We start from the raw sequence: 20,994 nt of genomic DNA on the forward strand, positions 1-20,994 counted from the left end.
ACGGGTATGATACAGCCTCCGCCGCGGGTCTATTAGGTATGGAGGTACAAGGTGCCACAGCGATATTCGCTGTCAACCTAAAGAGAATACTAAAACTAATAAATGAAAAAACAGTAAAGTACAACGTTTATAGGGCAACTTTTTCTCCTTTTCGGAGAAAAAGTTGCCCTTTTTTGTGAATTTCATTTCTGAATGTTTTTCATTCAAAAATAATTATAGTTTTTCAGTGGCCTCCTTCGTTGCGGGGTCTCAAGCTACCGTTACTCCCCCGCTGGAGTCTCCGTCATTTGCTCCAACCCACAGCTGAAAATTACGTAAAAGATACGTTCATGCTTATTCGGTTTTATCGGTTAGATGCTTTTTCATAAACCCTTAAATGAATGAAGTCCCCTTGTTGATTGGAGTGGAAGGCGCGCAGACGCCCGCGGGAGGAAGGAACAGGGAAGACCCCACAGGGCGAATGCCCGAGGAGGCTTCCGGACCGCCCGCAGGCAAGCGAAGCGCCTGGAACGGAAATCAACAGGAAATTAAACTTTCTTATCTTTCTTTTCACTAAAAAACTGACTCCAATCAGTAGAGTCAGTTCACAAAAGATTTTTTCAAATAGTTATCAAATACAAAATTCCCGAATGGGATAAAAGCAACAACTACAGCCCCTGCTGCCCATTTTAGAGACCATCTTATTTTCAACGTGATATATGCAATGAATAAACAATAAGTGATGAATAAGAAGCCGTGTAAAGCTCCTACAACACTTACCGCTTCCGGAATGTCAAACCAATATTTCAATGGCATTGCTAAGAAAAGAAGGACAAGTAATGATCCGCCTTCTATTAAACCCATCATTCGAAATCTTCCCATAGTGTTTGTCATTTTCTATCAGCCTTTCTTAATCAAACATGATTTCTTCTATTATAAATCACTTCGACAGTTTCTCTCGCTCATACCCATGACAATCCTGTGAATATCAATAAAGACAATGCCGTCGACACAGTCTTAATGAATTTTATACACTTTCGCTATTTTGCTTATATTCCTTAAGCACCCGGATACCTTCATCCAAGTAGGATAAAAAGCTCACTTCTATATCTTTGTCCAGCATTCCCACCATGTTTTCCTGAATTTTTTCAAAATTATAGATTATCATATCGGTTTTCAACCCTCTACTTACGAGTACACTGTTAAGCCACATCACATAGTCCAAAAAGGTTTGGGTATCATTGAGCTTATAAGCGGTGTGAAGATACAAAAAATGATAAAAAATTGTCTTCAATGGTTCTCTCTTTTCCTCTCTCCCCAAACTTCTCTTCTAGAAAAGGAAAATCATTGTACATTGTTACCACGACTTTTTCCACAATTGGTCCTACATCCAAGTCCCCGATATCTGCTTTTATTTTTTTTACGGTTGAAGAATGTGGTGGCATAATCATGTTGCCACCACATTGAATTTTGTTATAGTAGGAATAATAGATGCCAGTTCTTGGTCTGGATATTTCTTTTCGAGTTCATGAATTTTTTTATAATCCTCACTTCTAACCCATGAGATAAAATCTTCTTTGCAATCCCACTCCATGAAAACGGTAAGTTCCCCTGCTTTATTTTCATTTTGTAAAAGAAGAAAGCGCTGAAAACCTTTCGCCTTTTCTACTATTCTAGAACGGTTGTGGTATATAGAAATAACTTCATCTGCTTTTTCAGATGGTACTATGAAAGTGGAATGAACAATGTACATACTTTATGTCTCCTTTTAAATGTAATCATAAAGAAAAAAGATGTTGACTACTAACATCACATCTCTTTTCATTCTCTTTTATATTATCGTTCTTTTCATTATTATTAATTGGATACAGGTATATCTATTTTTCTCCGCTTCATTTCATCAAGAATCAGCTTCAAGAACTCTTCGTTCAAGTCGTTTATTATAGCTGCTTCGTAAACTTCCATCAAAGATTCATCACTCAACAAATCCATTGTAACCCCTCCCATATAAAGGATATTTTAAGTATCGGATGTTTGCCACTTATTTAATTTTCAAAACGATTCGATTAATTTTGTGTTTTCTTTAAATAAGATAGCCTTTCATCATCTTTTTAAAATTTCCCATCTTTTATAGGTGAAATAAAGGATTTGTCAATTATTAAAGATATCTTTATTTAGCATTTTAACGAAATTCATTCCTCTTTGTCCAATTTTTCTTATACCTTTGAGCATTTCATTATTGCTTTTCGGTGCACTACTTTGCCATTTCAACCGTTAAGATTCAACATTTAAGAACATTATTGGAATTTTTATGAAAAATGAAATATTGCAAAAAAAAGGAAAGCTCAAACCACGAAGTTCTCAAGGTTAAGATTTCGTGATTTGAGCCAATAGCTCCTGTACTTCATTTATTTTCAATTTAGAAATATGGGCATATTTCTCATGATTGGTGAAGTAGGCAAAATAGGTTTCATTTTTAGGTGTGATGTGTGACAACATTCTTAGATTAACAATATAAGATCGATGTGTCCGATAAAAATTCTGATCCAACTGTTTATAGATATCACTGATATTTTCATAGGTTTCAATGGCCTGGTTGGTTGTATAAATGATGCATTTCTTCCCAGATTTTTCTATAAAAATGATATCTTCAAAAGGTATGTAGTAGAAGGAACTATTTGATCGGATGGATAATCTTTTATTCGAGTTTCTTTCTTCCGAATCCGCAACCTCAGCAAGTAACTGGGCTTTGGCACGTTCCAACGCTTTGTATAATCTGATTTTCTCAATCGGCTTTACAATATAGTCGACTGCCGAAATGGCAAATGCCTCCACTGCAAATTCGTTATAACCTGTCACAAATATAAACTTTAGTTTAGGAGAGAATTCAAGGCATTCTTTTATTGCATCCAAGCCACTTTTCTTTGGCATATTTATGTCCGCAATAACAAGATCCACCTTGTTTATCATCACACTATCAATCAGTTTCTCTCCGCTATTACAAGTATCAATAATTTGAAATTCCTTCAGCTCTCCTATAAAAAACTCCAATATTTCAAGAGAATTCTGATTGTCATCAACAATTACTACATTTATTGGTTTCAATCGAAGAAAACCCCTTTCTTTCGATGTATTATATCGGTACCTTCACCCAGAAGGTACTCCCTGTTCCCTCTATGCTAGAAACGCCAACGGTTCCTTTCATTTCTAAGACATTCTGTTTTACAAGAGTCAAGCCTATGCCTGTCCCTTCCACTCCTGGAATGGCATGATTCACCCTGTAAAAGGGCTCAAAGATGTTATCATGGTGACTTTGTGGGATGCCAATTCCCGTATCTTTCACAAATATAGCCAAGTACCTGCCATCCACCCTCCAATAAAGCGTGACAGTTCCATTCTCTTTGTTGTATTTAATCGCATTGTTTAATAGATTGACCAATACTTGTTGAAAACGTATAGGGTCGATTTCTATCGTAATATCCTCCACATCTTTTTCAATGTAAAGGGATATCCCTTTTTCCTTTGCATTATTGCTAACGGCATGCAAGCTATCCCAAACAGCATCTTTTATTCGGATTGGTTTTACATTTGTTTTAATAGTTTCTGGATTTGTATCTATACGAATTAGCTCTAAAATGTTATTAATGAGTTGCAGAAGATGCCTGCTTGAACTTAGTATTTTGGCAAGTCTTGATTTTTGCTTGTCTGTGAGTGGATCTTTTTGATCACTCTCTAAAACTTGACTGTATCCTATAATAGAATTTAACGGCGTTCTTAACTCATGACTGATCATTGCCAGAAAATTCGTCTTAGTTTTACTTTCTCTCTCTACTTCATTTTTTTCAATGATAAGCCGTAATTTTCTCTCGTTTTCCTTAAGATGCAGGTTTGCTACTTCCAATGTTTCTGTGTTTTGGGTCAACTCGTCTACTTTTGTCATTCTATCCAGCACAATAGTTACCTGGTGGCAAATAGAATGGATTAAATCAAGTTCTTCTGATGTAAAAGTGGAACGTTTTTTGGAACCGAAAGAAATGGTACCGACAAGTTCCCCAAATGATAGTAACGGTTCACAAACGTATGATTTGACTCCAAGTGGACGAATCAGGTCCAAAATTTTATCCCCTCTGCCATCCAAATGCTCAAAAACCATTCTTCTTTTATTTTGTGCAACAGTACCACACACAGCCGTTCCCTTTTCAAGGTACATAAAGGTCTCCAGCTCTTCATTGCAAATTCCATGATGGTTGGTTAACACAAGTCGATTCAGCTCCTTGTCCCAACTATAATTAAGATAGATATCAAGGTCCAACACTTGTGAAAGTTTATGAAATAATGAATCTAGCAGTTCTTTTGGATTTTTGATAGAGGTCAACATGGCAGCAGATTCATTTAGAACATTAAGCTTTTCTGTCTGTCTGTAAAGCGCTGCTTCCGTCTCTTTTTGTTTATTAATATCCAAAAAAACCATAGAGAAGTGATTTGCATCAATAGGATAAATGATCACGTTAACCCATTGATCTGGATTTTCAAAAAGTTTCATTTCATGTTGTACAAAAATGCCTTCTTGTATTACACTGTATGTATATTTAAGTAATATATTAAATGCATCTTTATTTAAAAGATCTGAGAGTAGCTTCCCCTTCACCGATTGTTTGGTGTGTCCAAGGATCCTCATGGCTCCACCATCAATAGAACTGACTTTGAGGTCAGAATGAAACAGGATAAATCCTTTAGATACATGGAGAGGTTCTCTTTCACGTTGTATTAAACTATTAACCACGATGATTTCCAACCTCCTTTTTTACAAGGAAATAGCACATTAGAACTTGTACTATATGCATTATAGCTTTTATACTCAAGTATTTGAACCTTATGTTTCTTCTATTCGATATGTATGCTTTGCTATTTTACATCTAAACACTATTGAACAACCACTCAAAATAGCACTTTTCATGCAGCTTTTACCCTCCTTTCACACCGAATAAACCTTATTTCACAAGCTTTTTTCTACTTTTTGATAAAAACAAAAAACAACATTACCCTTTATTGAAATAATGTTATCCCGTGAAAACTTAACAATATTTACCGCGATTTACATACAAAAAAAGAGAAGCAAAAGCCCCCCTACTGGTTTTCTTTTAGACTTATTAGAAATTGCATAAAAACGGTTGCTCCTATTCCCATATATTCTATATAAGGGTTCATATCCCATTTAAGGTTCTCATGTAAGACATTCATATTTTATCCCTCCCACTCTATGAATCTGCTGGTTCTGACCGTTCATGCAACCAATTATCCAGATATCCAGGTAGTGTTCCATTTTCTACAGATGTACCTGTATGTCCCCCTGATAAAATGTGAGATGTCTTATCGACACTACCCACCTCATCCATAATTGGCAGAATGTGATCAAGCGGTACAAGTCGATCTCCCTCTGTGCCTACTACAAGTAGATTCGCACTAATATTAGATAGCTTGACATCTTGGCCATTTATTTTACTTTCATTATTAATAAGCTTGTTATCTTTTGTAAAATCACCAATGATTTGCTTGGCAACACCACTGGTTAAAGGAATGTGTCCTTTTGTCCACGTATTAAACTTGTGCCATTTTTCTACATAAGCTTTATTATCCCGATTTAACAAAAGAGATAGATAAGGAGTAAAATATATAGGTGATGTAACCATACGTATCCCCGCTTCCACGTGAGAGGCTGGAATAATTCCAAACTCATCCATATAACGAGAGCTGTCCCAATTATCTTCTCTCAAAGCTTTTACCCATTTATCAAAATAACTAGGAGTGCTGAAATCAACAGGCGTGACAAACAAGACTAGATTTTTTATTGGTTCCTTTGCTATAGAAGCATACATAGCCGCAAGTGTCCCACCAAGACAATAACCAAAGATGGTCATTTCTTTCGCACCGGAATGCTTGATTGCCTCCTTAACCCCACGTTGAATATACTCTGTAATAAAGTTATCTAGTGTCATGTCCCTATCTTCAAGCCCTGGCTTTCCAAAATCAATCATATAAACATCAAAGCCCTTTTTCACAAGTGCTTCAATAGTACTCCCACCCGGTATCATGTCCAGGATGAATGGCTGATTAATTAAAGAATAGATGATAAAAATTGGCACGTTGTATTTTCTTACAGGTGCTTGGTAATACCAAAGGGTAGCTTTGTTTTTTCTCCAAATAGATTGTCTGGCCGTTACTCCATCCTTGAATGGTGTTTCATTATAATGCATCATTTCCTTTTTCCATGCATCCAGCTTCATATCATTCATCAAGATCACTTACTATAGAACGAACAATCTTTTCATCATGTCCAGGCAATGAAGATACGATTGCTTGGCGTTTGGCCATGTCTTCCAAAATTACTTTTGCCATACTTCTTTCCGGGTTTTGCCCCGAGGAGGTAGTTCCTTCCTGTAACTGCCCTTCAAGCCGGTCAATTTTATCTTCAATTTGAATAAGCAGCTTAGCAATATTGGCAACGTCGTTTTTAGTAGGAAAGTTATATTTTAAAGAAAGCACTTCTACTTGTTCTCGCATCTTTCTTAACTTTTCTGCTTCTAATTCGCTTTCAAGCCCTACAATGCGAAATACCGACTCTTTGTTCAGACCTGACTTTATCGCTTCATTCCACTCATTCTCCAATTTTATTGCTTTAACTTTTAATTTTTTGTTCCTTTCCTCTTTATTATTGCTTGAATGCAACATCATTGGTTCACCCTTTCCTTCCAATTCAACCTCATATTAAGGAGGTCATCCCTCCATCTACCACCAAGATGTGTCCTGCACAGTAATCTGATGCGTGAGAAGACAAAAACACCACCGCTCCCTTTAAATCATGTTCGCCTCCGAAACGTTTTGCAGGTATTTGTTCTTTTAACATTGGAGCAGAGTGCTCTATTATTTTTTCGGTGATTTTAGTAGGAAACATTCCAGGTGCGATGGCATTCACTTGTATATTATAAGGAGCAAGTTTTACAGCAAGATCTTTTGTAAACGTGATGACCCCTCCTTTGCTTGTATTATAAGCAATTGTGTCCATTAGTTTTGGATCTGTCCCACCCATTCCAGAAACAGAAGCAATATTGATTATTTTTCCGTTACCTTGCTTCTGCATGATTCTTGCCGCTTTTTGGCTAAATAAAAACAATCCTTTTAAATTCACGTTCATCACTTTATCCCACTTGTCAGCTGGCAAATCCAATGTTGGCGCCATCCAAGAGGTCCCACTGTTGTTTACAAGGATATCCAACGTTCCGAAGTGCTTAACCGTTTCCTCAATGACAGATTGAATTTCTTCCTCTTTTGTTACATCACACGCAAATGCCAATGATTTTACACCTAATTGTTTCAATTCCTCGCTTACTTTTTGGCAAGATGTAAGATCACGTGAACATACAACAACGTTCGCCCCCGCTTCAGCAAGAGCCTTTGCCATTTGTGCCCCAAGCCCTTTTCCTCCCCCAGTCACAATTGCCGTCTTGTTCATTAGATTGAACAAATCTTTTACTTCCATAATGTGTCCCCCTCTTTGATTGCTAGTTTCCTTTTTCAGTCTAGTAACAATTAATAGATTCCATATAGTATAGTAGGGAACTACTCAAGGTGTGAGTAAAATGATGAATTGGTGGAGGCGGAAAATACTATTACTAATAAAGGTATGAGAAACCTGACAAATACTCCTCAATCCTTTTAGTGTTTGGTCATACGCCGCTGTTGATTTCCGCAAATGGCTTCGCTTTCCTAGGGGCGCTGCTGGAGCCTCCTCGGCTTCGCCTGCGGGGTCTCCACCTAGCGCTATCTCCCTCAGGAGTCTTCGCCTTTTGCTCCAATCAACAGCTAGAGATTACAAGAACTATAAGGTATTATTTTCAAGTTACTCAAATACCTCTTCATAAACCCAAAGTTGAATGAAGAAACTATGTTGATTGGAGTGGAAGGCGCGCAGACGCCCGCGGGAGGAAGGGACAGGTGAGACCCCGCATGAGGCTCACGGACCGCCCGCAGGCAAGCGAAGCGCCTGGAACGGAAATCAACCGGATTTTTTACTCTCTTATCTTTAAAAAAAGCACAAAAAAAAGACCCTCCAGATGGAGAGCCTTTTTTTCTCAACTTTATGTCAAAATTACTTTTGAACGTTAGTTGCTTGAGGTCCACGAGCGCCTTGCTCGATTTCGAAAGTTACTGTTTGACCTTCTTCTAAAGATTTGAAACCTTCGCCTTGAATAGCGGAGAAATGTACGAATACATCGTCTTGTCCGTCTACTTCGATGAAACCGAATCCTTTTTCAGCGTTGAACCATTTTACTTTACCTTCTAACATAATGTTTCCTCCTACAGTGGAACTTTTCCACAATTGTATTACCATTCTTGCTCTGCATAATCTTTCTAGACGAAAAACATTGAAGTAAATTCCTTCTATCAGCCTTACCGAACAAAAACAATTAACTTAATCATAGAGGTTCTGTATCAAAAAATCAAGTTTTATTTGGTTTTGCTAGTAACTTCCATTAAAAAAGTGTACTTTGTTACGGGTGAAGACATACAAGATTTGCTGCAACGATGGTGATTTTCTGTAGTAGTGTACCCATTTCTCAACTTTGTATAAACCTATATTCCAAAAAATTTTTCTATACCACTGCTTCATAGTTAAAGTAAACGGTCACTGGAAAATACTTTTTTTAAAAATAAACCATTTAGTACTTTTCTTTTTCCAATTGTTTTTGTAAGATAGTACAATATTCAAAAACAATAGACAAATGTATTTTCAGGGAGGACACTGGACACCATGAGAAAATTCGGACTTTTACCTAGAATTATCCTTGCCATTGTTTTGGGTGTAACTGTTGGAAGTTTTGCACCTGAATGGTTCGTTAAAATATTTGTTACGTTTAACGAGATCTTTGGAAACTTTTTTAGGATTTGCAATTCCATTAATCATTATTGCATTTATTGCGCCTGGTATAGGGGAAATTGGGGAAAGGGGCAGGGAAGTTTCTTGGTTTGACTGCTTCCATCGCCTATCTGTCTACCATTGCAGCAGGCGTCTTAGCCTATTTCGCTGCAAGTACGTTATACCCTTCCTTATTAAAAGAACGCTAGCCTGACAGGAGCAATGGAAAAACCCGGAAGAAGCATTACTAAAGCCATTCTTAGAACTTGAAATTCCAGCACCCTTTGAGGTGATGACTGCACTGATTATTGCATTTACACTTGGACTTGGAATGTCCGCAATTAAAGGGGAAACATTAAAAAACCGCTATGATCGAGTTTAGAAGCATTATTGAACTAGTCATTTCCAAAGTGATTATTCCGCTTTTACCTATTCATATTCTTGGTATATTCGCAAACATGACTTACGGTGGGCAAGTTCAAACGATTATCAATGTATTTGCAAAGGTATTTGTATTGATTATTTTATTACATTTAACCATGCTAATCATTCAATATTCCGTAAGCGGTGCTATGTCTAGAAAGAATCCTTTTGCCATGCTTAAATCTATGATGGCTGCGTATTTTACAGCTCTTGGAACTCAGTCTTCCGCTTCGACCATTCCAGTTACTCTTGAGCGGACTAAGAAGATGGGGGTAAGAGAAAAGACAGCAGATTTTACCGTTCCATTACTTGCAAACATTCATCTGTCAGGTAGTACTATAACGATCGTTTCATGTGCGATGGCAATTATGTTTATCAATGGAATGGATTATTCCATATTCATAGTACTACCATTTATTATGATGCTTGGCGTTACGATGATCGCTGCCCCAGGCGTACCGGGCGGGGCTGTAATGGCTGCCATCGGTCTGTTACAGACAATGCTTGGGTTTGATGCAACGATGGTATCCTTGATGATCGCTCTATATCTTGCTCAAGATAGTTTTGGAACAGCATGTAATGTTACAGGTGACGGTGCCATTGCTAACGCTGTTGACAGACTTACTGCGTCTAAATAATTAAGTAAAGGTGGTGCCCAATTACCTCAATTGTGGCGCCACCTTTTTTTGCAGAATATTTATTTTAGCGCACAAGCTACCCTATCGTAGCCAAATTGCTCTAAGAATTCGTTATAGGCTTCTATTTTACCAAGGATGATGTCATGGTCTAAATCTCCCGGATTAGTCGCCTCCATCTCCTTGCAATACTCCTTTATCCTTGATTCCACATAAGAAATAATCGCTGTTTCATTAAAAGAAGTCATTTCCTATCACCTCACTTACTGATAGTAGATAAATACCCTCCTTCTAAATACAACAAACAACAGCAAGCACATCCACAAATATAATAAATTAGTTAATGGTTCATTGCCGCTGTTCCTTTCCGCAAATGGCTTCGCTTTCCGCGGGACGGTGCCTTGAGCCTCCTCACTTCGTTGCGGGGTCTCAACCTACCGTTATCCCCCCGCTAGAGTCTACGCCATTTGCTCCAATTCACAGCTTAAAATTACATAAACGATACGGTAATGCATATTCAGTTAATACAGTTAGATCTCTTTTACACCCTTCGCTTAATGATGTCACTTTGTTGATTTGAGTGGAAGGCGCGCAGACGCCCGCGGGAGGAAGGGACAGGTGAGACCCCGGAAGGCGAAGCCTGAGGAGGCTCACTGACCGCCCGCAGGCAAGCGAAGCGCCTGGAACGGAAATCAACCGGATTAGATAATTTCTTAACTAAAAAGAGACTCAGTTCTGAGTCCCATTGTGGTTATTCTCCTAATTCTACTAGATCGGAAACAGCAACTTGTGTACGTTCTTCTCCCGGGCCGCGAAGATGAATTGTCGCAGTTTTTCCATCTTCACTTAAAGAGTCAATCCACACCTCTGTCCCTTCAAAGGTCACCTCTATTGTTGCGGAAGAGGATAGTATTTGTCTTGCACGTGTTTCATCCATTCTCGTCACTCCCTAATCTATTATTCATTCATCACATGATTCATACTTATTCTTCCAATATCAGGCCATTTTATCCCTTTGAAGTTTAAGTTTCAAGGTATTTTGTCAACACTGAAAGAAGAGGTGAATGAGATGAAGTTAAGGAAGGAAGAAAAAGAACAACTGAGCGAAGCTATTGATCAGATGAATGAAAGTCTAGACAGGTTTATTGAATTTTATAATGAGTCAGAAGACGACAAACCTATCATTTCATTCAATGATGAGGTAATACAGCTGATAGAAGCAGGAAAACAAAAATATGGGGAAGAAGCATTAACACAAAAGATTAATTCCATTGTGAAAGAAGTACTCTCTTTTATTTCCGCTGAGGATGAACGGTAGATGGATAGAATCAAGGAACAGACTTCCCTTATTTTCAGGTTTATACATTGGCCTTTAATAGCAAGGATATTAGTCATTATTTTTGTCATAAATATTACTTTCGGATTTCTCATTCATTTCATAGAACCAGCTGAATTCCCCACTATTTTTGATGGAATATGGTGGGCGATTGTCACTACCGCAACTTTAGGCTATGGAGATTATGTTCCGGTTACTGTTACCGGAAGATCGTTAGCTATTATTCTCATATTATTTGGTACAGGTTTTGTCACTACATATTTTGTATCATTGGCCGCTAGCGCCATCGCAACACAAAATGATTACCTGGAGGGCAAAGTGGATTATCGAGGATCTGAACATATTATCGTCATTGGTTGGAATGAGCGGGTAAGAGAAACGTTACGGCAAATCAATTCTATGAGCAATAAACCATTATCTATCGTTTTAATTGATTCAACACTTGAGAAAAACCCTCTACATGATCAAAACGTTCATTTTATTAAAGGAAACCCCTGTTATGATCAAACATTGCTCTCGGCCAATGTAAAGAGTGCCGGATTTGTTGTCATTTCGGCAGATCAAAGCAAGGATGAAGTTCAAGCAGACATGAACTCTGTGTTAACGCTGCTTGCTGTAAAAGGGTTAAATCCAGATGTGTATACAATCGCGGAAATCTTGACGTCTTCACAAGTGATAAATGCTCAGCGTGCAGGGGCCGACGAAGTGATTCAAACCAATATGTTTACTAGTTATGTAATGACTAACAGTATGATGTCAAATGGTATGTCCAATACATTGTTAACGATGTTAGATCAACTGAAGGGAAGCAAACTGAAGTATCTTGAGGTGGAAAAAGATATGATAGGAACAACATTTGAAAAGTTGAGTAACCAGATGCTTCAGAAAAAAATCCTTCTCATCGGGATAAAAAGAAGAGGGGACACCATGGTCAACCCTCCTCTTTATACGTTAATTCAAGCTGATGACTGTCTGCTTGTCATTAAAGATTAATCTCTTCCAAGCACTGCTTCTAATTCATGTACAAGTGTATGACCTAGTTCGATAAATTCTTTTGGAAAAGAGGCATCTGGATCTTCCGGTTCTGAGAACTGGTCAAATGAAGCCGTTCTGTTCCATACATGTACGTTGTCGTCTATTCCAATCTGGTATTTGTGTGATAGTAAGAATGGTCTGCCAAGCTCCACTGTGGTCCCTTGTGAATCCAATTGGCCGTCCACAGATTGGAATGGGACTCTCAAGAATTGATATCCGACTTCATCATCTATTTTGTAGTCGAAATAGCCGTGGTCATAGTCCCAGTTTCCTCCGATGGAATAGCCAATGGGTTTTAGTTCTTGTTCTAATTTATACAATTGAAACTCCGCACCTTCGATTTTTGAAGGAATAGGAATCATAGCAATCCCTCCTTTTATATGGGTAGGTTTCCCCATGGAGGGGTTTTCATGCATATTGAAAAAGGGGTAGTCCTTACAACCTGATGGTCGGTCGTAGGAACTATCCCTTTTTTAAAAGTTAGGTTAGATGCCGCTGTTGCTTTCCGCAAATGGCTTCGCTTTCCTACGGGCGGTGCGCTGAGCCTCCTCACTTCGTTGCGGGGTCTCAAACTACCGCTATTTCCCTCAGGACAAGGAAGGCTCCGGCAGCGATACATCGCACGAAGAAAATGCGTAGTATTTTCGAGGAGTCTTCGCCTTTTGTTCCAAGCAACAGCTATGGTGTCCATAATCCAATATTATATTAGCTTATTTTAAGCGTTTTTCTAGTTCTGCTTTGACTTCTTCGAATCCTGGTTTGCCTAGAAGGGCGAACATGTTTACTTTGTATGCTTCCACTCCCGGTTGGTCAAATGGATTTACTCCCAGAAGGTATCCGCTCATAGCGCATGCTTTTTCAAAGAAGTAAACAAGGTATCCGAATGTGTATGCGTCCATTGCAGGGATGTTTACCACAAGGTTTGGCACTCCACCATCTGTATGGGCAAGGAGTGTTCCTTCATATGCTTTCGTGTTTACAAAATCAACTGTTTCCCCAGCAAGGTAGTTTAGGCCATCCAAATCAGCCGCTTCTTCCTCTATTGTCAATTCATGACGAGGAGTGTCAACTTTGATAATTGTTTCGAAAAGATCTCGACGCCCTTCTTGTACATATTGACCCATTGAATGAAGGTCTGTTGAGAAGTTGGCAGACGCTGGGAAGATACCTTTTTGGTCTTTCCCTTCGCTCTCACCGAATAGTTGCTTCCACCATTCAGAGAAGTATTGAAGCCCTGGTTCATAGTTGATCAGCATTTCAATCGTTTTTCCTTTGTTGTAGAGAACATTACGAACAGCTGCATATTGATAAGCTGGGTTTTCTTCCAACTCTGACTTAGAGAAGTCACGGCTTGCATCTGCAGCACCTTTCATCATTGCTTCAATATCCGCTCCTGACACCGCAATCGGCAATAACCCTACTGCTGTAAGTACAGAATAGCGTCCTCCTACATCATCAGGAATGACAAAGGACTCATAACCTTCCTCAGTAGCCAATGTTTTAAGAGCTCCGCGCGCTTTGTCTGTTGTAGCGTAGATACGCTTGCGGGCTTCTTCCTTCCCGTATTTTTCTTCTAAGATTTTACGGAAGATACGGAAAGCCAATGCCGGCTCTGTCGTAGTACCAGATTTGGAAATCACGTTTATAGAGAAGTCTTTTCCTTCTAGAAGATCCATTAGATCTCTCATATAAGTGGAACTAATGTTATTCCCAACAAACACAACTTGAGGAGTTTTTCGTTGCTCCTTTGTAAGAGCGTTGTAGAAAGAATGATTCAACATTTCCAAGGCAGCTCGGGCACCAAGGTATGATCCGCCGATACCTACTACTAATAAAATGTCTGAATCGTTTTTGATTTTCTCTGCACTTTTTACAATTCGTGCGAACTCTTCTTTGTCGTAATCTGTAGGCAGGTCAATCCAACCAAGGTAATCATTTCCCGCGCCAGTTTTTTCATGTAATGAATGATGGGCAACCTTTACCGCATCACGTAAGTATGTAATTTCATGTTCGCCAAAAAAAGATAATGCCTTCTTATAATCAAAGCGAATATGTGTCATATATAATAACCTCCATAAAAACATATTTGCATGCCAATTTTCACTTTACATAATACTGTCCGATAATTCAAGGATTCCCCTGTGCTGTAAGCGGATACATATAAAATATTTCTTTTCCATCGCTTACTCTCACAAGAAAACGGCTATACATAGTGTATAACCGCTCTCCTTTTTCGCTTTGTCTTCACCATTAAGTCGGTTCGACTTCGACTTCTTCATTTCCCTTTTTCGCCACGACAATTCGGATGTATTCCCGTGGCTTAAATGGTTGGATGACATTCGAGCTTCCCTGTTGATTAGATCCAATAAGTACAATAGAAGGATCTCCATTGTAATACTGGTCCACATAATCCCTTTTTTGCTCAACACTCAACCACCATGCACCAGCAAATAAAGTAGAAAATATGGATAGTGCAACAGCTGCTTTTCTTTTCACCATATCTACCACCACCTATGACTAGGATGGCTAAAATATCGACATTTTATGCAATTGGAAAAAAAAATTTAGACCTGTTTTGACTAGTTTCTATCATATTTAATATGCAGGACAAAATCGGTCCATACTAACAAACAGTAAGGATGCAAGCGGTTATGATTTAGTATATAATTTGATTTAGTAATTTTTCTTTACAAATAATAATTCCTTTTTACACGTAACAAGGCAGGTACCAAACGGATAGAGTGACACTATCTTAGAGAAAAATGGTATTTGGCGTTGTTTTCTTATGTTCAGAAGGGAATACTATTATTTATAGAAGAAACAGAGGAGGTTTGTGTCTTGTCACTGATTCATTTAGTGATTTTATCGCCTTTCTTGTTGGCGATTCTTGTGCCTTTTGCGCATAAGTATTTCAAAAGCATACATACTGGGTGGTTTGTATTTGTATTACCACTCGTTTTGTTCATTTACTTTCTCCAATTCTTAAGCACCACCATGAACGGGGAAACATACACAAGCACCATGAAGTGGATTCCTTCCATCGGGATAGATTTCGCTGTTTACTTAGATGGCCTTGGACTGCTCTTTGCCTTGCTAATTACAGGTATCGGTGCCTTGGTCGTTCTTTACTCCATTTATTATCTATCTAAAGAAAAAGAAGCGTTAAATACTTTTTATGTATACCTACTCATGTTTATGGGTGCAATGCTAGGGGTTGTTCTTTCGGACAATCTACTTGTTATGTATTCCTTCTGGGAATTGACTAGTATTTCTTCCTTCCTGTTAATCAGTTATTGGTACCATCGCGAAAAATCCCGCTATGGTGCACAGAAGTCTATGCTGATTACAGTGTTTGGCGGACTGGCCATGCTCGCTGGAATCATCCTCTTATATTTAATGACTGGGTCGTTCAGCATTCGAGAAAACATCGCGAATGTGGATGTTATCACCAGTCATGAACTATTTGTACCGGCACTTCTTTTATTTTTGCTTGGTGCCTTCACAAAATCAGCCCAATTCCCATTTCATATTTGGTTGCCAGACGCAATGGAAGCACCGACACCTGTCAGTGCCTACTTACATTCCGCTACCATGGTTAAAGCGGGTATCTATCTTGTAGCTCGTATGAGTCCTGTCTTTGCAGGTGCTCCGGAATGGTTCTGGCTTGTATCTGGATTCGGTATTGTGACCTTATTCTGGGGATCATTTTCTGCCGTTAAACAAACGGATTTGAAAGCAATATTGGCTTTCTCAACTGTCAGTCAACTAGGATTGATTATGTCCTTGCTGGGTATTGGGAGTGCAGCTGCACATTATGACTACATTGGGGAAAATGCTTATACGATTGCAACCCTTGCAGCGGTATTCCATTTAATCAATCACGCAACCTTTAAAGGAAGCTTGTTCATGGTTGTCGGGATTGTCGATCACGAAACCGGGACTCGTGATATACGAAAGCTAGGCGGATTAATGAATTTGATGCCTATTACTTTTACTCTGGCTATAATCGGGGCCTTCTCGATGGCTGGCTTGCCTCCTTTTAACGGATTCTTGAGTAAAGAGATGTTCTTTACCGGAATGTTGCAAGCAACAGAGATAGGTGCTTGGAATATGGAAACGCTCGGTATGATTTTCCCAGTGCTCGCCTGGATTGCAAGTGTATTCACATTTATCTATAGCATGGTTCTAGTTTTCAAAACCTTTACAGGGAAATACCAGCCTGAGAAGCTGGAATAAAAAACCGCATGAGGCACCAATTGGCATGCTTATCCCGCCAATTATCTTGGCTTCATTAGTTGTTATTTTCGGTTTCTTCCCAATGCTGTTAAAAAGGGGTCATCGAGCCTGCACTATATTCTATTCTTCCATCAAATGTTCTATCTGTGGAAGTGAAAATTTATCATTGGCACGGCTTTAATACAGAGTTGTTTATGACGATTGGAGTAATTCTTGTAGGTGTTCTTCTCTATCTTACAGTTGCGAAATGGGGAAAAATCTACGACTGGTTCCCACAAAGGCTCACACTTAACAAATTGTATGATGGTGGGTTAGTGGCGTTGGATAGGGGTTCATCCGCATTCACAAGATTTCACATGACAGGGTTTATCCGTGACTACCTTGTCTTGATTTTCGGGTTCATGATCGTGTTGCTAGGAGTTCTTCTATTCTCCACCGATGCATTTAATGTGAATCTAACTAATGTGGCGCCTGCGGGGATCTATGAAGTGATTTTAGCACTTGTGATGGTTATTTCAGCTGTAACCATTCTATTTGTAAGATCTAGACTAGCAGCTATCATTGCTCTTGGTGCAGTCGGTTATTCCATTTCCCTGTTCTTTGTATTGTTTAGAGCACCGGATTTGGCATTGACCCAACTTATTGTCGAAACAGTTTCCGTCGCGCTGTTCTTATTGTGTTTCTATCACCTGCCAGAGCTATCAAAAAAGGTGGACAGACTTCGCTTTAAAGTGACGAATTTCATCATTTCCATAGGTGTTGGTCTTGTTGTCATCTTTATCGGACTTTCCGTTAACAGTTCAAAACTGTTTGAATCAATTTCAAGTTATTTTGAAGCTGCATCCTATAAAGAGGCTGGCGGAAAAAACATGGTAAACGTAATACTGGTTGACTTCCGTGGCTTTGATACATTATTTGAAATTGCGGTACTTACCATAGCTGCCTTCGGTATTTACGCTATGATTAAGCTAAGACTTGCAGATAAGAAGGGAGGAGTAAAAGGTGAAAGTAAATGATTTAATCTTACAAACCACCACTACCCTTTTAACGTTTATCATCTTAATCTTCTCGGTCTATCTTTTCTTTGCCGGACACTACACTCCAGGCGGAGGATTTATCGGTGGGTTGATGACATCCGCTGCTCTCGTATTGCTTTTACTTGCTTTTGATAAAAAAACGATACAAAAAGCTCTCCCATTCAATTATCTATCGATTGCAGCAGTGGGATTAATGATATCCATCATTACAGGGGTCATTGCTCTTTTCTTTGATGTACCTTTTCTAACCCATACCTTTGGTTATGTGGAGTTGCCCTTACTCGGGGAAACTGCACTAACTTCTACTTTACCGTTTGATTTGGGTGTTTATTTAGTAGTGGTAGGGATTGCAATGACCATTATTCAAACGATTGGAGAGAGTGAATAATGGAGATTATTATGACAATCGTGGCGGGTATACTTGTTGCAACCGCTACTTATCTAATGTTATCCCGAAGCATTTTACGAATTATTATAGGAACAGCACTATTATCCCACGGAGCCCATTTGTTGTTATTAACCATGGGGGGATTAAAAAGAGGGGCTGCACCTTTACTTGGCCAAGAAGCAGATGCTTATACCGACCCATTGCCACAAGCTTTAATCTTGACGGCAATCGTTATTGCATTCGGTGTCACTTCCTTTATATTAGTTCTTGCCTATCGAGCTTACCAAGAACTAAAAACAGATGATATGGATCAATTAAGGGGAAATGAAAATCATGAATAACTTAGTTATATTACCGATACTGATCCCTTTAATCACCGCAACACTATTATTGCTCATACCTAAAAAGGTGAGGCTTCAAAAAGTGATCAGCGTCATTTCGTTAACAGCTACAACCATTGCAGCAATGGTTCTTGTCCATACTGTATATCTTAATGGCATTCAAACATTGGAAATAGGAAGTTGGAGGCCGCCGTTTGGCATCGTGCTCGTAGCAGACATGTTTGCCGCACTCCTTGTATTAACTGGAGTGATTGTTAGTTTCACTTGCGTCCTCTTTTCTTTTCGTAATATCGGCAAGGAAAGAGAAAAGTTTTTCTTCTATGCCTTTACACAATTTTTGATTACAGGGGTTATGGGAGCATTTCTTACAGGCGACCTGTTTAACCTGTTCGTATTCTTTGAGGTAATGCTAATGTCCTCCTATGCTTTGATAGTATTAGGTGGAACTAGAATTCAACTTAGAGAGTCTATCAAGTATCTTTTAGTCAACATTATCTCCTCTGCCTTATTCGTAATAGCCCTAGCGTATTTATACGGATTAGTAGGGACACTGAATATGGCAGATGTGTCGAGTAAGATTGCACAGTCCGGTCAAACGGATATTGTGACAGTAGTGGCCATTCTTTTCTTAATCGTATTCGGATTAAAAGGTGGAATTTTCCCTTTATACTTTTGGCTGCCTGGATCCTATCAGGCGCCACCATATGCCATTACTGCTATTTTTGGTGCTTTGTTAACAAAAGTCGGTGTGTATTCCATCTATAGAATATTCACGTTGATTTTTTATCACGAGCCGCAAATTACTCATCAAATTATTGCAGCTTTAGCCATCATCACCATTTTAATTGGTGCTATCGGAGCAATCGCATACTGGGATGTTAAAAAAATATTGATTTATAATATTGTTACCGCAGTGGGAGTCATCATTTACGGAATCGCCATTGCTACTGAAACAGGTTATGCAGGAGGGATTTATTATCTTGTTCATGATATGGTCATAAAAGGCGCCCTGTTTTTATTGGCAGGAGCGATGTTTACCATAACAGGGACGGATAATATAAACAAAATGGGTGGAATGATTAAACGTCATCCCCTATTAGGATGGATGTTCTTCACCGCATGCCTGGCGCTTGCCGGCATTCCTCCTCTAAGCGGATTTGTTGGAAAAATCCTACTAGCTCAAGGCGGTTTAGAACAGGAACATTATATCTTCGTAGGAGTCATGCTTTTCAGTAGTTTGCTGGTATTGTATTCCGTAATGAAGATATTCATGAACTGTTTCTTTAGGGAAGAAGTATTAAGTCCAAAAGAAGAAAAAGGTACAACCAAGGGCCTTGTTTATCCTTCAGTCATTTTAATCGCACTCTCTGCTTTCCTTGGTCTAGGAGCAGAATTCGTATATCCATACGTTTTTGAGGCGGCAGAAACATTGATGGATCCATCCATCTATATCCAAGCAGTTTTAAAGGAGTAGTTTCGCATGGCTTTTCAAATTTTGATAAATGTAGTTATTGCATTCAGTTGGATGTTTCTTAAAAACCAATGGGCCTTCCCAGACTTCATCATTGGATACTTTTGGGGCCTTGTTATCTTATTTTTAATGAGAAGGTTTCTTCCCGGGAGGTTTTATTTTGACCGGGTGCTGGCAGCTGGAAGACTATTTTTCCTGTTTTTACGGGAACTTGTTCTTGCAAATGTACAAGTAATTCGTGATATTCTGCGACCTAAACTAAAAATTGAACCGGGAATTTTCGCGATGCCGACAGAGCTGAAAAGTGAATGGGAAATCACGTTGCTTTCTCTGTTAATAACTTTAACTCCTGGTACATTGGTAATGGATATTTCTGATGATAATAAGATTCTCTATATTCATGCCATGAATATCCCAGATGCAGATCAGGCAGTAGCAGAGATAAAAAACACCTTTGAAAAAGCTATCATGGAGGTGACCCGTTAATGATTGAAAGCACGTTTGACTTATTGCTATCCATCAGCTTAATTATCATTTCCATCGCAACTTTAGGACTTGTGTATCGAGTTATCAAGGGTCCTTCCATACCGGACCGTGTAATGGCGTTAGATTCTATAGGAATCAACCTAATTGCCATCACAGCCATCACCTCTATCATGTTAAAGAACAGATGCCTTCTTAGAAGTAATCCTTTTATTAGGGGTCATTGCTTTTGTAGGCACCGTCGCGTTTTCTAAATTTCTGCAAAAAAGGAGAGATAATTGAGTATGACAGAGACAATTAACATTTTCATTGGCATTGTCGTACTGCTAGGCTCTCTTCTTAGCTTAGTAACGACCATTGGGTTGATTAGACTACCGGATGTCTATACACGCAGTCACGCAGCCTCCAAGAGCGCCACGCTTGGTGTCTTATTGATTCTAGTTGGTGCTTTACTATATTTCTGGTTTGCAGACAATTATTTTAGTGCACGATTGGTACTTGGAATAGTGTTTGTCTTTATTACAGCTCCTGTGGCAGGGCATCTCATCTCAAGAGCAGCCTATTACACAGACGTTCCTCTTTGGGGAGAGACAGTTCAGGACGATTTAAAGACAAAAGAGCGACCTAAAACAAAGAAGGAAGTAGAAAAAAGACAAAAGGTCCATACTGAGGCATAAACAAAAAGCAGGCAAAACCGTATCCGGTTCTGCCTGCTT

Annotated in this window: 23 protein-coding genes and 3 pseudogenes; 10 read left to right on the forward strand and 16 right to left on the reverse strand. The window is 39.0% G+C overall.

What is annotated here, in order from left to right:
- Positions 1-579: 579 nt before the first annotated feature.
- The 11 genes from M313_RS0113735 to M313_RS0113795 form a co-directional block, all read right to left on the reverse strand.
- Positions 580-846 carry a DUF3817 domain-containing protein gene (locus tag M313_RS0113735; RefSeq protein WP_234946571.1) on the reverse strand — a complete coding sequence of 89 codons (267 nt, stop codon included), beginning with the start codon at positions 844-846 and terminating at the stop codon, positions 580-582.
- 160 nt (positions 847-1,006) lie between these two features.
- Positions 1,007-1,147, reverse strand: a complete 141-nt coding sequence (locus M313_RS25885) for a hypothetical protein (RefSeq protein ID WP_010196345.1) — start codon at positions 1,145-1,147, stop codon at positions 1,007-1,009.
- Between the two features lie 79 nt (positions 1,148-1,226).
- Positions 1,227-1,430: a hypothetical protein gene (locus tag M313_RS0113745; protein ID WP_029326511.1), complete on the reverse strand. Its 204-nt coding sequence runs from the start codon at positions 1,428-1,430 to the stop codon at positions 1,227-1,229.
- Entirely contained in the window at positions 1,427-1,732 is a 306-nt protein-coding gene (locus M313_RS0113750) for an antibiotic biosynthesis monooxygenase family protein (protein ID WP_010196349.1), read from the reverse strand. Before M313_RS0113750 ends, M313_RS0113745 begins: the two co-directional genes overlap by 4 nt.
- Positions 1,733-1,836: 104 nt before the next feature.
- The gene (gene sda, locus M313_RS23630; RefSeq protein WP_010196351.1) at positions 1,837-1,971 is read right to left on the reverse strand and encodes a sporulation histidine kinase inhibitor Sda; all 135 of its coding nucleotides are present in this window, start codon (positions 1,969-1,971) and stop codon (positions 1,837-1,839) included.
- Positions 1,972-2,346: 375 nt separating this feature from the next.
- Positions 2,347-3,084, reverse strand: coding sequence for a LytR/AlgR family response regulator transcription factor (locus M313_RS0113760; protein WP_010196353.1), 738 nt, complete (start codon positions 3,082-3,084; stop codon positions 2,347-2,349).
- Positions 3,085-3,112: 28 nt separating this feature from the next.
- Positions 3,113-4,774: a sensor histidine kinase gene (locus M313_RS0113765; protein ID WP_029326512.1), complete on the reverse strand. Its 1,662-nt coding sequence runs from the start codon at positions 4,772-4,774 to the stop codon at positions 3,113-3,115.
- Between the two features lie 463 nt (positions 4,775-5,237).
- Complete coding sequence (locus M313_RS0113775) at positions 5,238-6,272, reverse strand: alpha/beta fold hydrolase (protein WP_010196366.1); 1,035 nt, start codon at positions 6,270-6,272, stop codon at positions 5,238-5,240.
- A complete protein-coding gene (locus M313_RS24635; RefSeq protein WP_148979073.1) occupies positions 6,265-6,711 on the reverse strand; it encodes a hypothetical protein in 447 nt (148 codons plus the stop codon). The genes M313_RS0113775 and M313_RS24635 overlap by 8 nt, the downstream gene beginning before the upstream one ends.
- Before the next feature lie 28 nt (positions 6,712-6,739).
- On the reverse strand, positions 6,740-7,516 hold the full coding sequence (locus tag M313_RS0113785; RefSeq protein ID WP_010196370.1) for an SDR family oxidoreductase: 777 nt from the start codon (positions 7,514-7,516) through the stop codon (positions 6,740-6,742).
- A 609-nt stretch (positions 7,517-8,125) separates the two neighbouring features.
- The gene (locus M313_RS0113795) at positions 8,126-8,323 is read right to left on the reverse strand and encodes a cold-shock protein (protein ID WP_010196375.1); all 198 of its coding nucleotides are present in this window, start codon (positions 8,321-8,323) and stop codon (positions 8,126-8,128) included.
- Between the two features lie 465 nt (positions 8,324-8,788).
- Here M313_RS0113795 and M313_RS23640 point away from each other — a divergent pair.
- Positions 8,789-9,954 (forward strand): annotated as a pseudogene (locus tag M313_RS23640) (dicarboxylate/amino acid:cation symporter).
- 59 nt (positions 9,955-10,013) lie between these two features.
- On the opposite strand, the gene M313_RS0113805 reads toward M313_RS23640, so the two are convergent.
- Both M313_RS0113805 and M313_RS0113810 read right to left on the reverse strand, forming a co-directional pair.
- Positions 10,014-10,199 carry a hypothetical protein gene (locus M313_RS0113805; RefSeq protein WP_010196380.1) on the reverse strand — a complete coding sequence of 62 codons (186 nt, stop codon included), beginning with the start codon at positions 10,197-10,199 and terminating at the stop codon, positions 10,014-10,016.
- Between the two features lie 503 nt (positions 10,200-10,702).
- Positions 10,703-10,888: an H-type small acid-soluble spore protein gene (locus M313_RS0113810; protein WP_010196382.1), complete on the reverse strand. Its 186-nt coding sequence runs from the start codon at positions 10,886-10,888 to the stop codon at positions 10,703-10,705.
- 132 nt (positions 10,889-11,020) lie between these two features.
- Here M313_RS0113810 and M313_RS0113815 point away from each other — a divergent pair, with 132 nt between their 5' ends.
- Positions 11,021-11,269 carry a hypothetical protein gene (locus tag M313_RS0113815; RefSeq protein ID WP_010196385.1) on the forward strand — a complete coding sequence of 83 codons (249 nt, stop codon included), beginning with the start codon at positions 11,021-11,023 and terminating at the stop codon, positions 11,267-11,269.
- A complete protein-coding gene (locus M313_RS0113820) occupies positions 11,270-12,280 on the forward strand; it encodes a potassium channel family protein (protein ID WP_010196387.1) in 1,011 nt (336 codons plus the stop codon).
- Here the strand turns inward: M313_RS0113820 and M313_RS0113825 are convergent.
- The 3 genes from M313_RS0113825 to M313_RS0113835 form a co-directional block, all read right to left on the reverse strand.
- On the reverse strand, positions 12,277-12,684 hold the full coding sequence (locus tag M313_RS0113825; protein WP_010196389.1) for a YugN-like family protein: 408 nt from the start codon (positions 12,682-12,684) through the stop codon (positions 12,277-12,279). The genes M313_RS0113820 and M313_RS0113825 overlap by 4 nt on opposite strands.
- A 348-nt stretch (positions 12,685-13,032) precedes the next feature.
- Positions 13,033-14,382, reverse strand: coding sequence for a glucose-6-phosphate isomerase (locus M313_RS0113830; RefSeq protein WP_010196391.1), 1,350 nt, complete (start codon positions 14,380-14,382; stop codon positions 13,033-13,035).
- 190 nt (positions 14,383-14,572) lie between these two features.
- Positions 14,573-14,821, reverse strand: coding sequence for a hypothetical protein (locus tag M313_RS0113835; protein WP_010196393.1), 249 nt, complete (start codon positions 14,819-14,821; stop codon positions 14,573-14,575).
- Between the two features lie 339 nt (positions 14,822-15,160).
- Here M313_RS0113835 and M313_RS23645 point away from each other — a divergent pair.
- The 7 genes and pseudogenes from M313_RS23645 to mnhG all read left to right on the forward strand — a co-directional run bounded on the left by M313_RS23645 (position 15,161) and on the right by mnhG (position 20,955).
- Positions 15,161-17,574: pseudogene (locus tag M313_RS23645) on the forward strand (Na+/H+ antiporter subunit A).
- Positions 17,561-17,983 carry a Na(+)/H(+) antiporter subunit B gene (locus M313_RS0113845; RefSeq protein WP_010196395.1) on the forward strand — a complete coding sequence of 141 codons (423 nt, stop codon included), beginning with the start codon at positions 17,561-17,563 and terminating at the stop codon, positions 17,981-17,983. The pseudogene M313_RS23645 and the gene M313_RS0113845 overlap by 14 nt, the downstream one beginning before the upstream one ends.
- Entirely contained in the window at positions 17,983-18,324 is a 342-nt protein-coding gene (locus M313_RS0113850) for a Na(+)/H(+) antiporter subunit C (RefSeq protein ID WP_010196397.1), read from the forward strand. The genes M313_RS0113845 and M313_RS0113850 overlap by 1 nt, the downstream gene beginning before the upstream one ends.
- Positions 18,317-19,798, forward strand: a complete 1,482-nt coding sequence (locus M313_RS0113855) for a Na+/H+ antiporter subunit D (protein WP_010196400.1) — start codon at positions 18,317-18,319, stop codon at positions 19,796-19,798. Before M313_RS0113850 ends, M313_RS0113855 begins: the two co-directional genes overlap by 8 nt.
- A gap of 6 nt (positions 19,799-19,804) precedes the next feature.
- A complete protein-coding gene (locus M313_RS0113860; protein WP_010196403.1) occupies positions 19,805-20,281 on the forward strand; it encodes a Na+/H+ antiporter subunit E in 477 nt (158 codons plus the stop codon).
- Positions 20,281-20,579, forward strand: a pseudogene (locus M313_RS23650) (Na(+)/H(+) antiporter subunit F1). Before M313_RS0113860 ends, M313_RS23650 begins: the two are co-directional and overlap by 1 nt.
- Positions 20,563-20,955 (forward strand): monovalent cation/H(+) antiporter subunit G, encoded by a 393-nt coding sequence (gene mnhG / locus M313_RS0113870; RefSeq protein WP_010196411.1) that lies wholly within the window; start codon positions 20,563-20,565, stop codon positions 20,953-20,955. Before M313_RS23650 ends, mnhG begins: the two are co-directional and overlap by 17 nt.
- The last annotated feature ends 39 nt before the right edge of the window (positions 20,956-20,994 follow it).

Source organism: Bacillus sp. m3-13, assembly GCF_000175075.1.
In the GTDB taxonomy this organism is placed as follows: Bacteria; Bacillota; Bacilli; order Bacillales; family Bacillaceae_I; genus Sutcliffiella_A; species Sutcliffiella_A horikoshii_C.

Bases quoted from the DNA above. Each gene is read 5' to 3' on its own strand.
- M313_RS0113795 (WP_010196375.1), bottom strand. From the start codon at position 8,323: ATGTTAGAAGGTAAAGTAAAATGGTTCAACGCTGAAAAAGGATTCGGT.
- M313_RS0113830 (WP_010196391.1), bottom strand. From the start codon at position 14,382: ATGACACATATTCGCTTTGATTATAAGAAGGCATTATCTTTTTTTGGC.
- M313_RS25885 (WP_010196345.1), bottom strand. From the start codon at position 1,147: ATGATAATCTATAATTTTGAAAAAATTCAGGAAAACATGGTGGGAATG.
- M313_RS0113860 (WP_010196403.1), top strand. From the start codon at position 19,805: ATGGCTTTTCAAATTTTGATAAATGTAGTTATTGCATTCAGTTGGATG.
- M313_RS0113835 (WP_010196393.1), bottom strand. From the start codon at position 14,821: ATGGTGAAAAGAAAAGCAGCTGTTGCACTATCCATATTTTCTACTTTA.
- M313_RS0113810 (WP_010196382.1), bottom strand. From the start codon at position 10,888: ATGGATGAAACACGTGCAAGACAAATACTATCCTCTTCCGCAACAATA.
- M313_RS24635 (WP_148979073.1), bottom strand. From the start codon at position 6,711: ATGATGTTGCATTCAAGCAATAATAAAGAGGAAAGGAACAAAAAATTA.
- M313_RS0113825 (WP_010196389.1), bottom strand. From the start codon at position 12,684: ATGATTCCTATTCCTTCAAAAATCGAAGGTGCGGAGTTTCAATTGTAT.
- M313_RS0113775 (WP_010196366.1), bottom strand. From the start codon at position 6,272: ATGAATGATATGAAGCTGGATGCATGGAAAAAGGAAATGATGCATTAT.
- M313_RS0113805 (WP_010196380.1), bottom strand. From the start codon at position 10,199: ATGACTTCTTTTAATGAAACAGCGATTATTTCTTATGTGGAATCAAGG.
- M313_RS0113820 (WP_010196387.1), top strand. From the start codon at position 11,270: ATGGATAGAATCAAGGAACAGACTTCCCTTATTTTCAGGTTTATACAT.
- M313_RS0113745 (WP_029326511.1), bottom strand. From the start codon at position 1,430: ATGATTATGCCACCACATTCTTCAACCGTAAAAAAAATAAAAGCAGAT.
- sda (WP_010196351.1), bottom strand. From the start codon at position 1,971: ATGGATTTGTTGAGTGATGAATCTTTGATGGAAGTTTACGAAGCAGCT.
- M313_RS0113855 (WP_010196400.1), top strand. From the start codon at position 18,317: ATGAATAACTTAGTTATATTACCGATACTGATCCCTTTAATCACCGCA.
- M313_RS0113735 (WP_234946571.1), bottom strand. From the start codon at position 846: ATGATGGGTTTAATAGAAGGCGGATCATTACTTGTCCTTCTTTTCTTA.
- M313_RS0113785 (WP_010196370.1), bottom strand. From the start codon at position 7,516: ATGGAAGTAAAAGATTTGTTCAATCTAATGAACAAGACGGCAATTGTG.
- mnhG (WP_010196411.1), top strand. From the start codon at position 20,563: ATGACAGAGACAATTAACATTTTCATTGGCATTGTCGTACTGCTAGGC.
- M313_RS0113850 (WP_010196397.1), top strand. From the start codon at position 17,983: ATGGAGATTATTATGACAATCGTGGCGGGTATACTTGTTGCAACCGCT.
- M313_RS0113750 (WP_010196349.1), bottom strand. From the start codon at position 1,732: ATGTACATTGTTCATTCCACTTTCATAGTACCATCTGAAAAAGCAGAT.
- M313_RS0113815 (WP_010196385.1), top strand. From the start codon at position 11,021: ATGAAGTTAAGGAAGGAAGAAAAAGAACAACTGAGCGAAGCTATTGAT.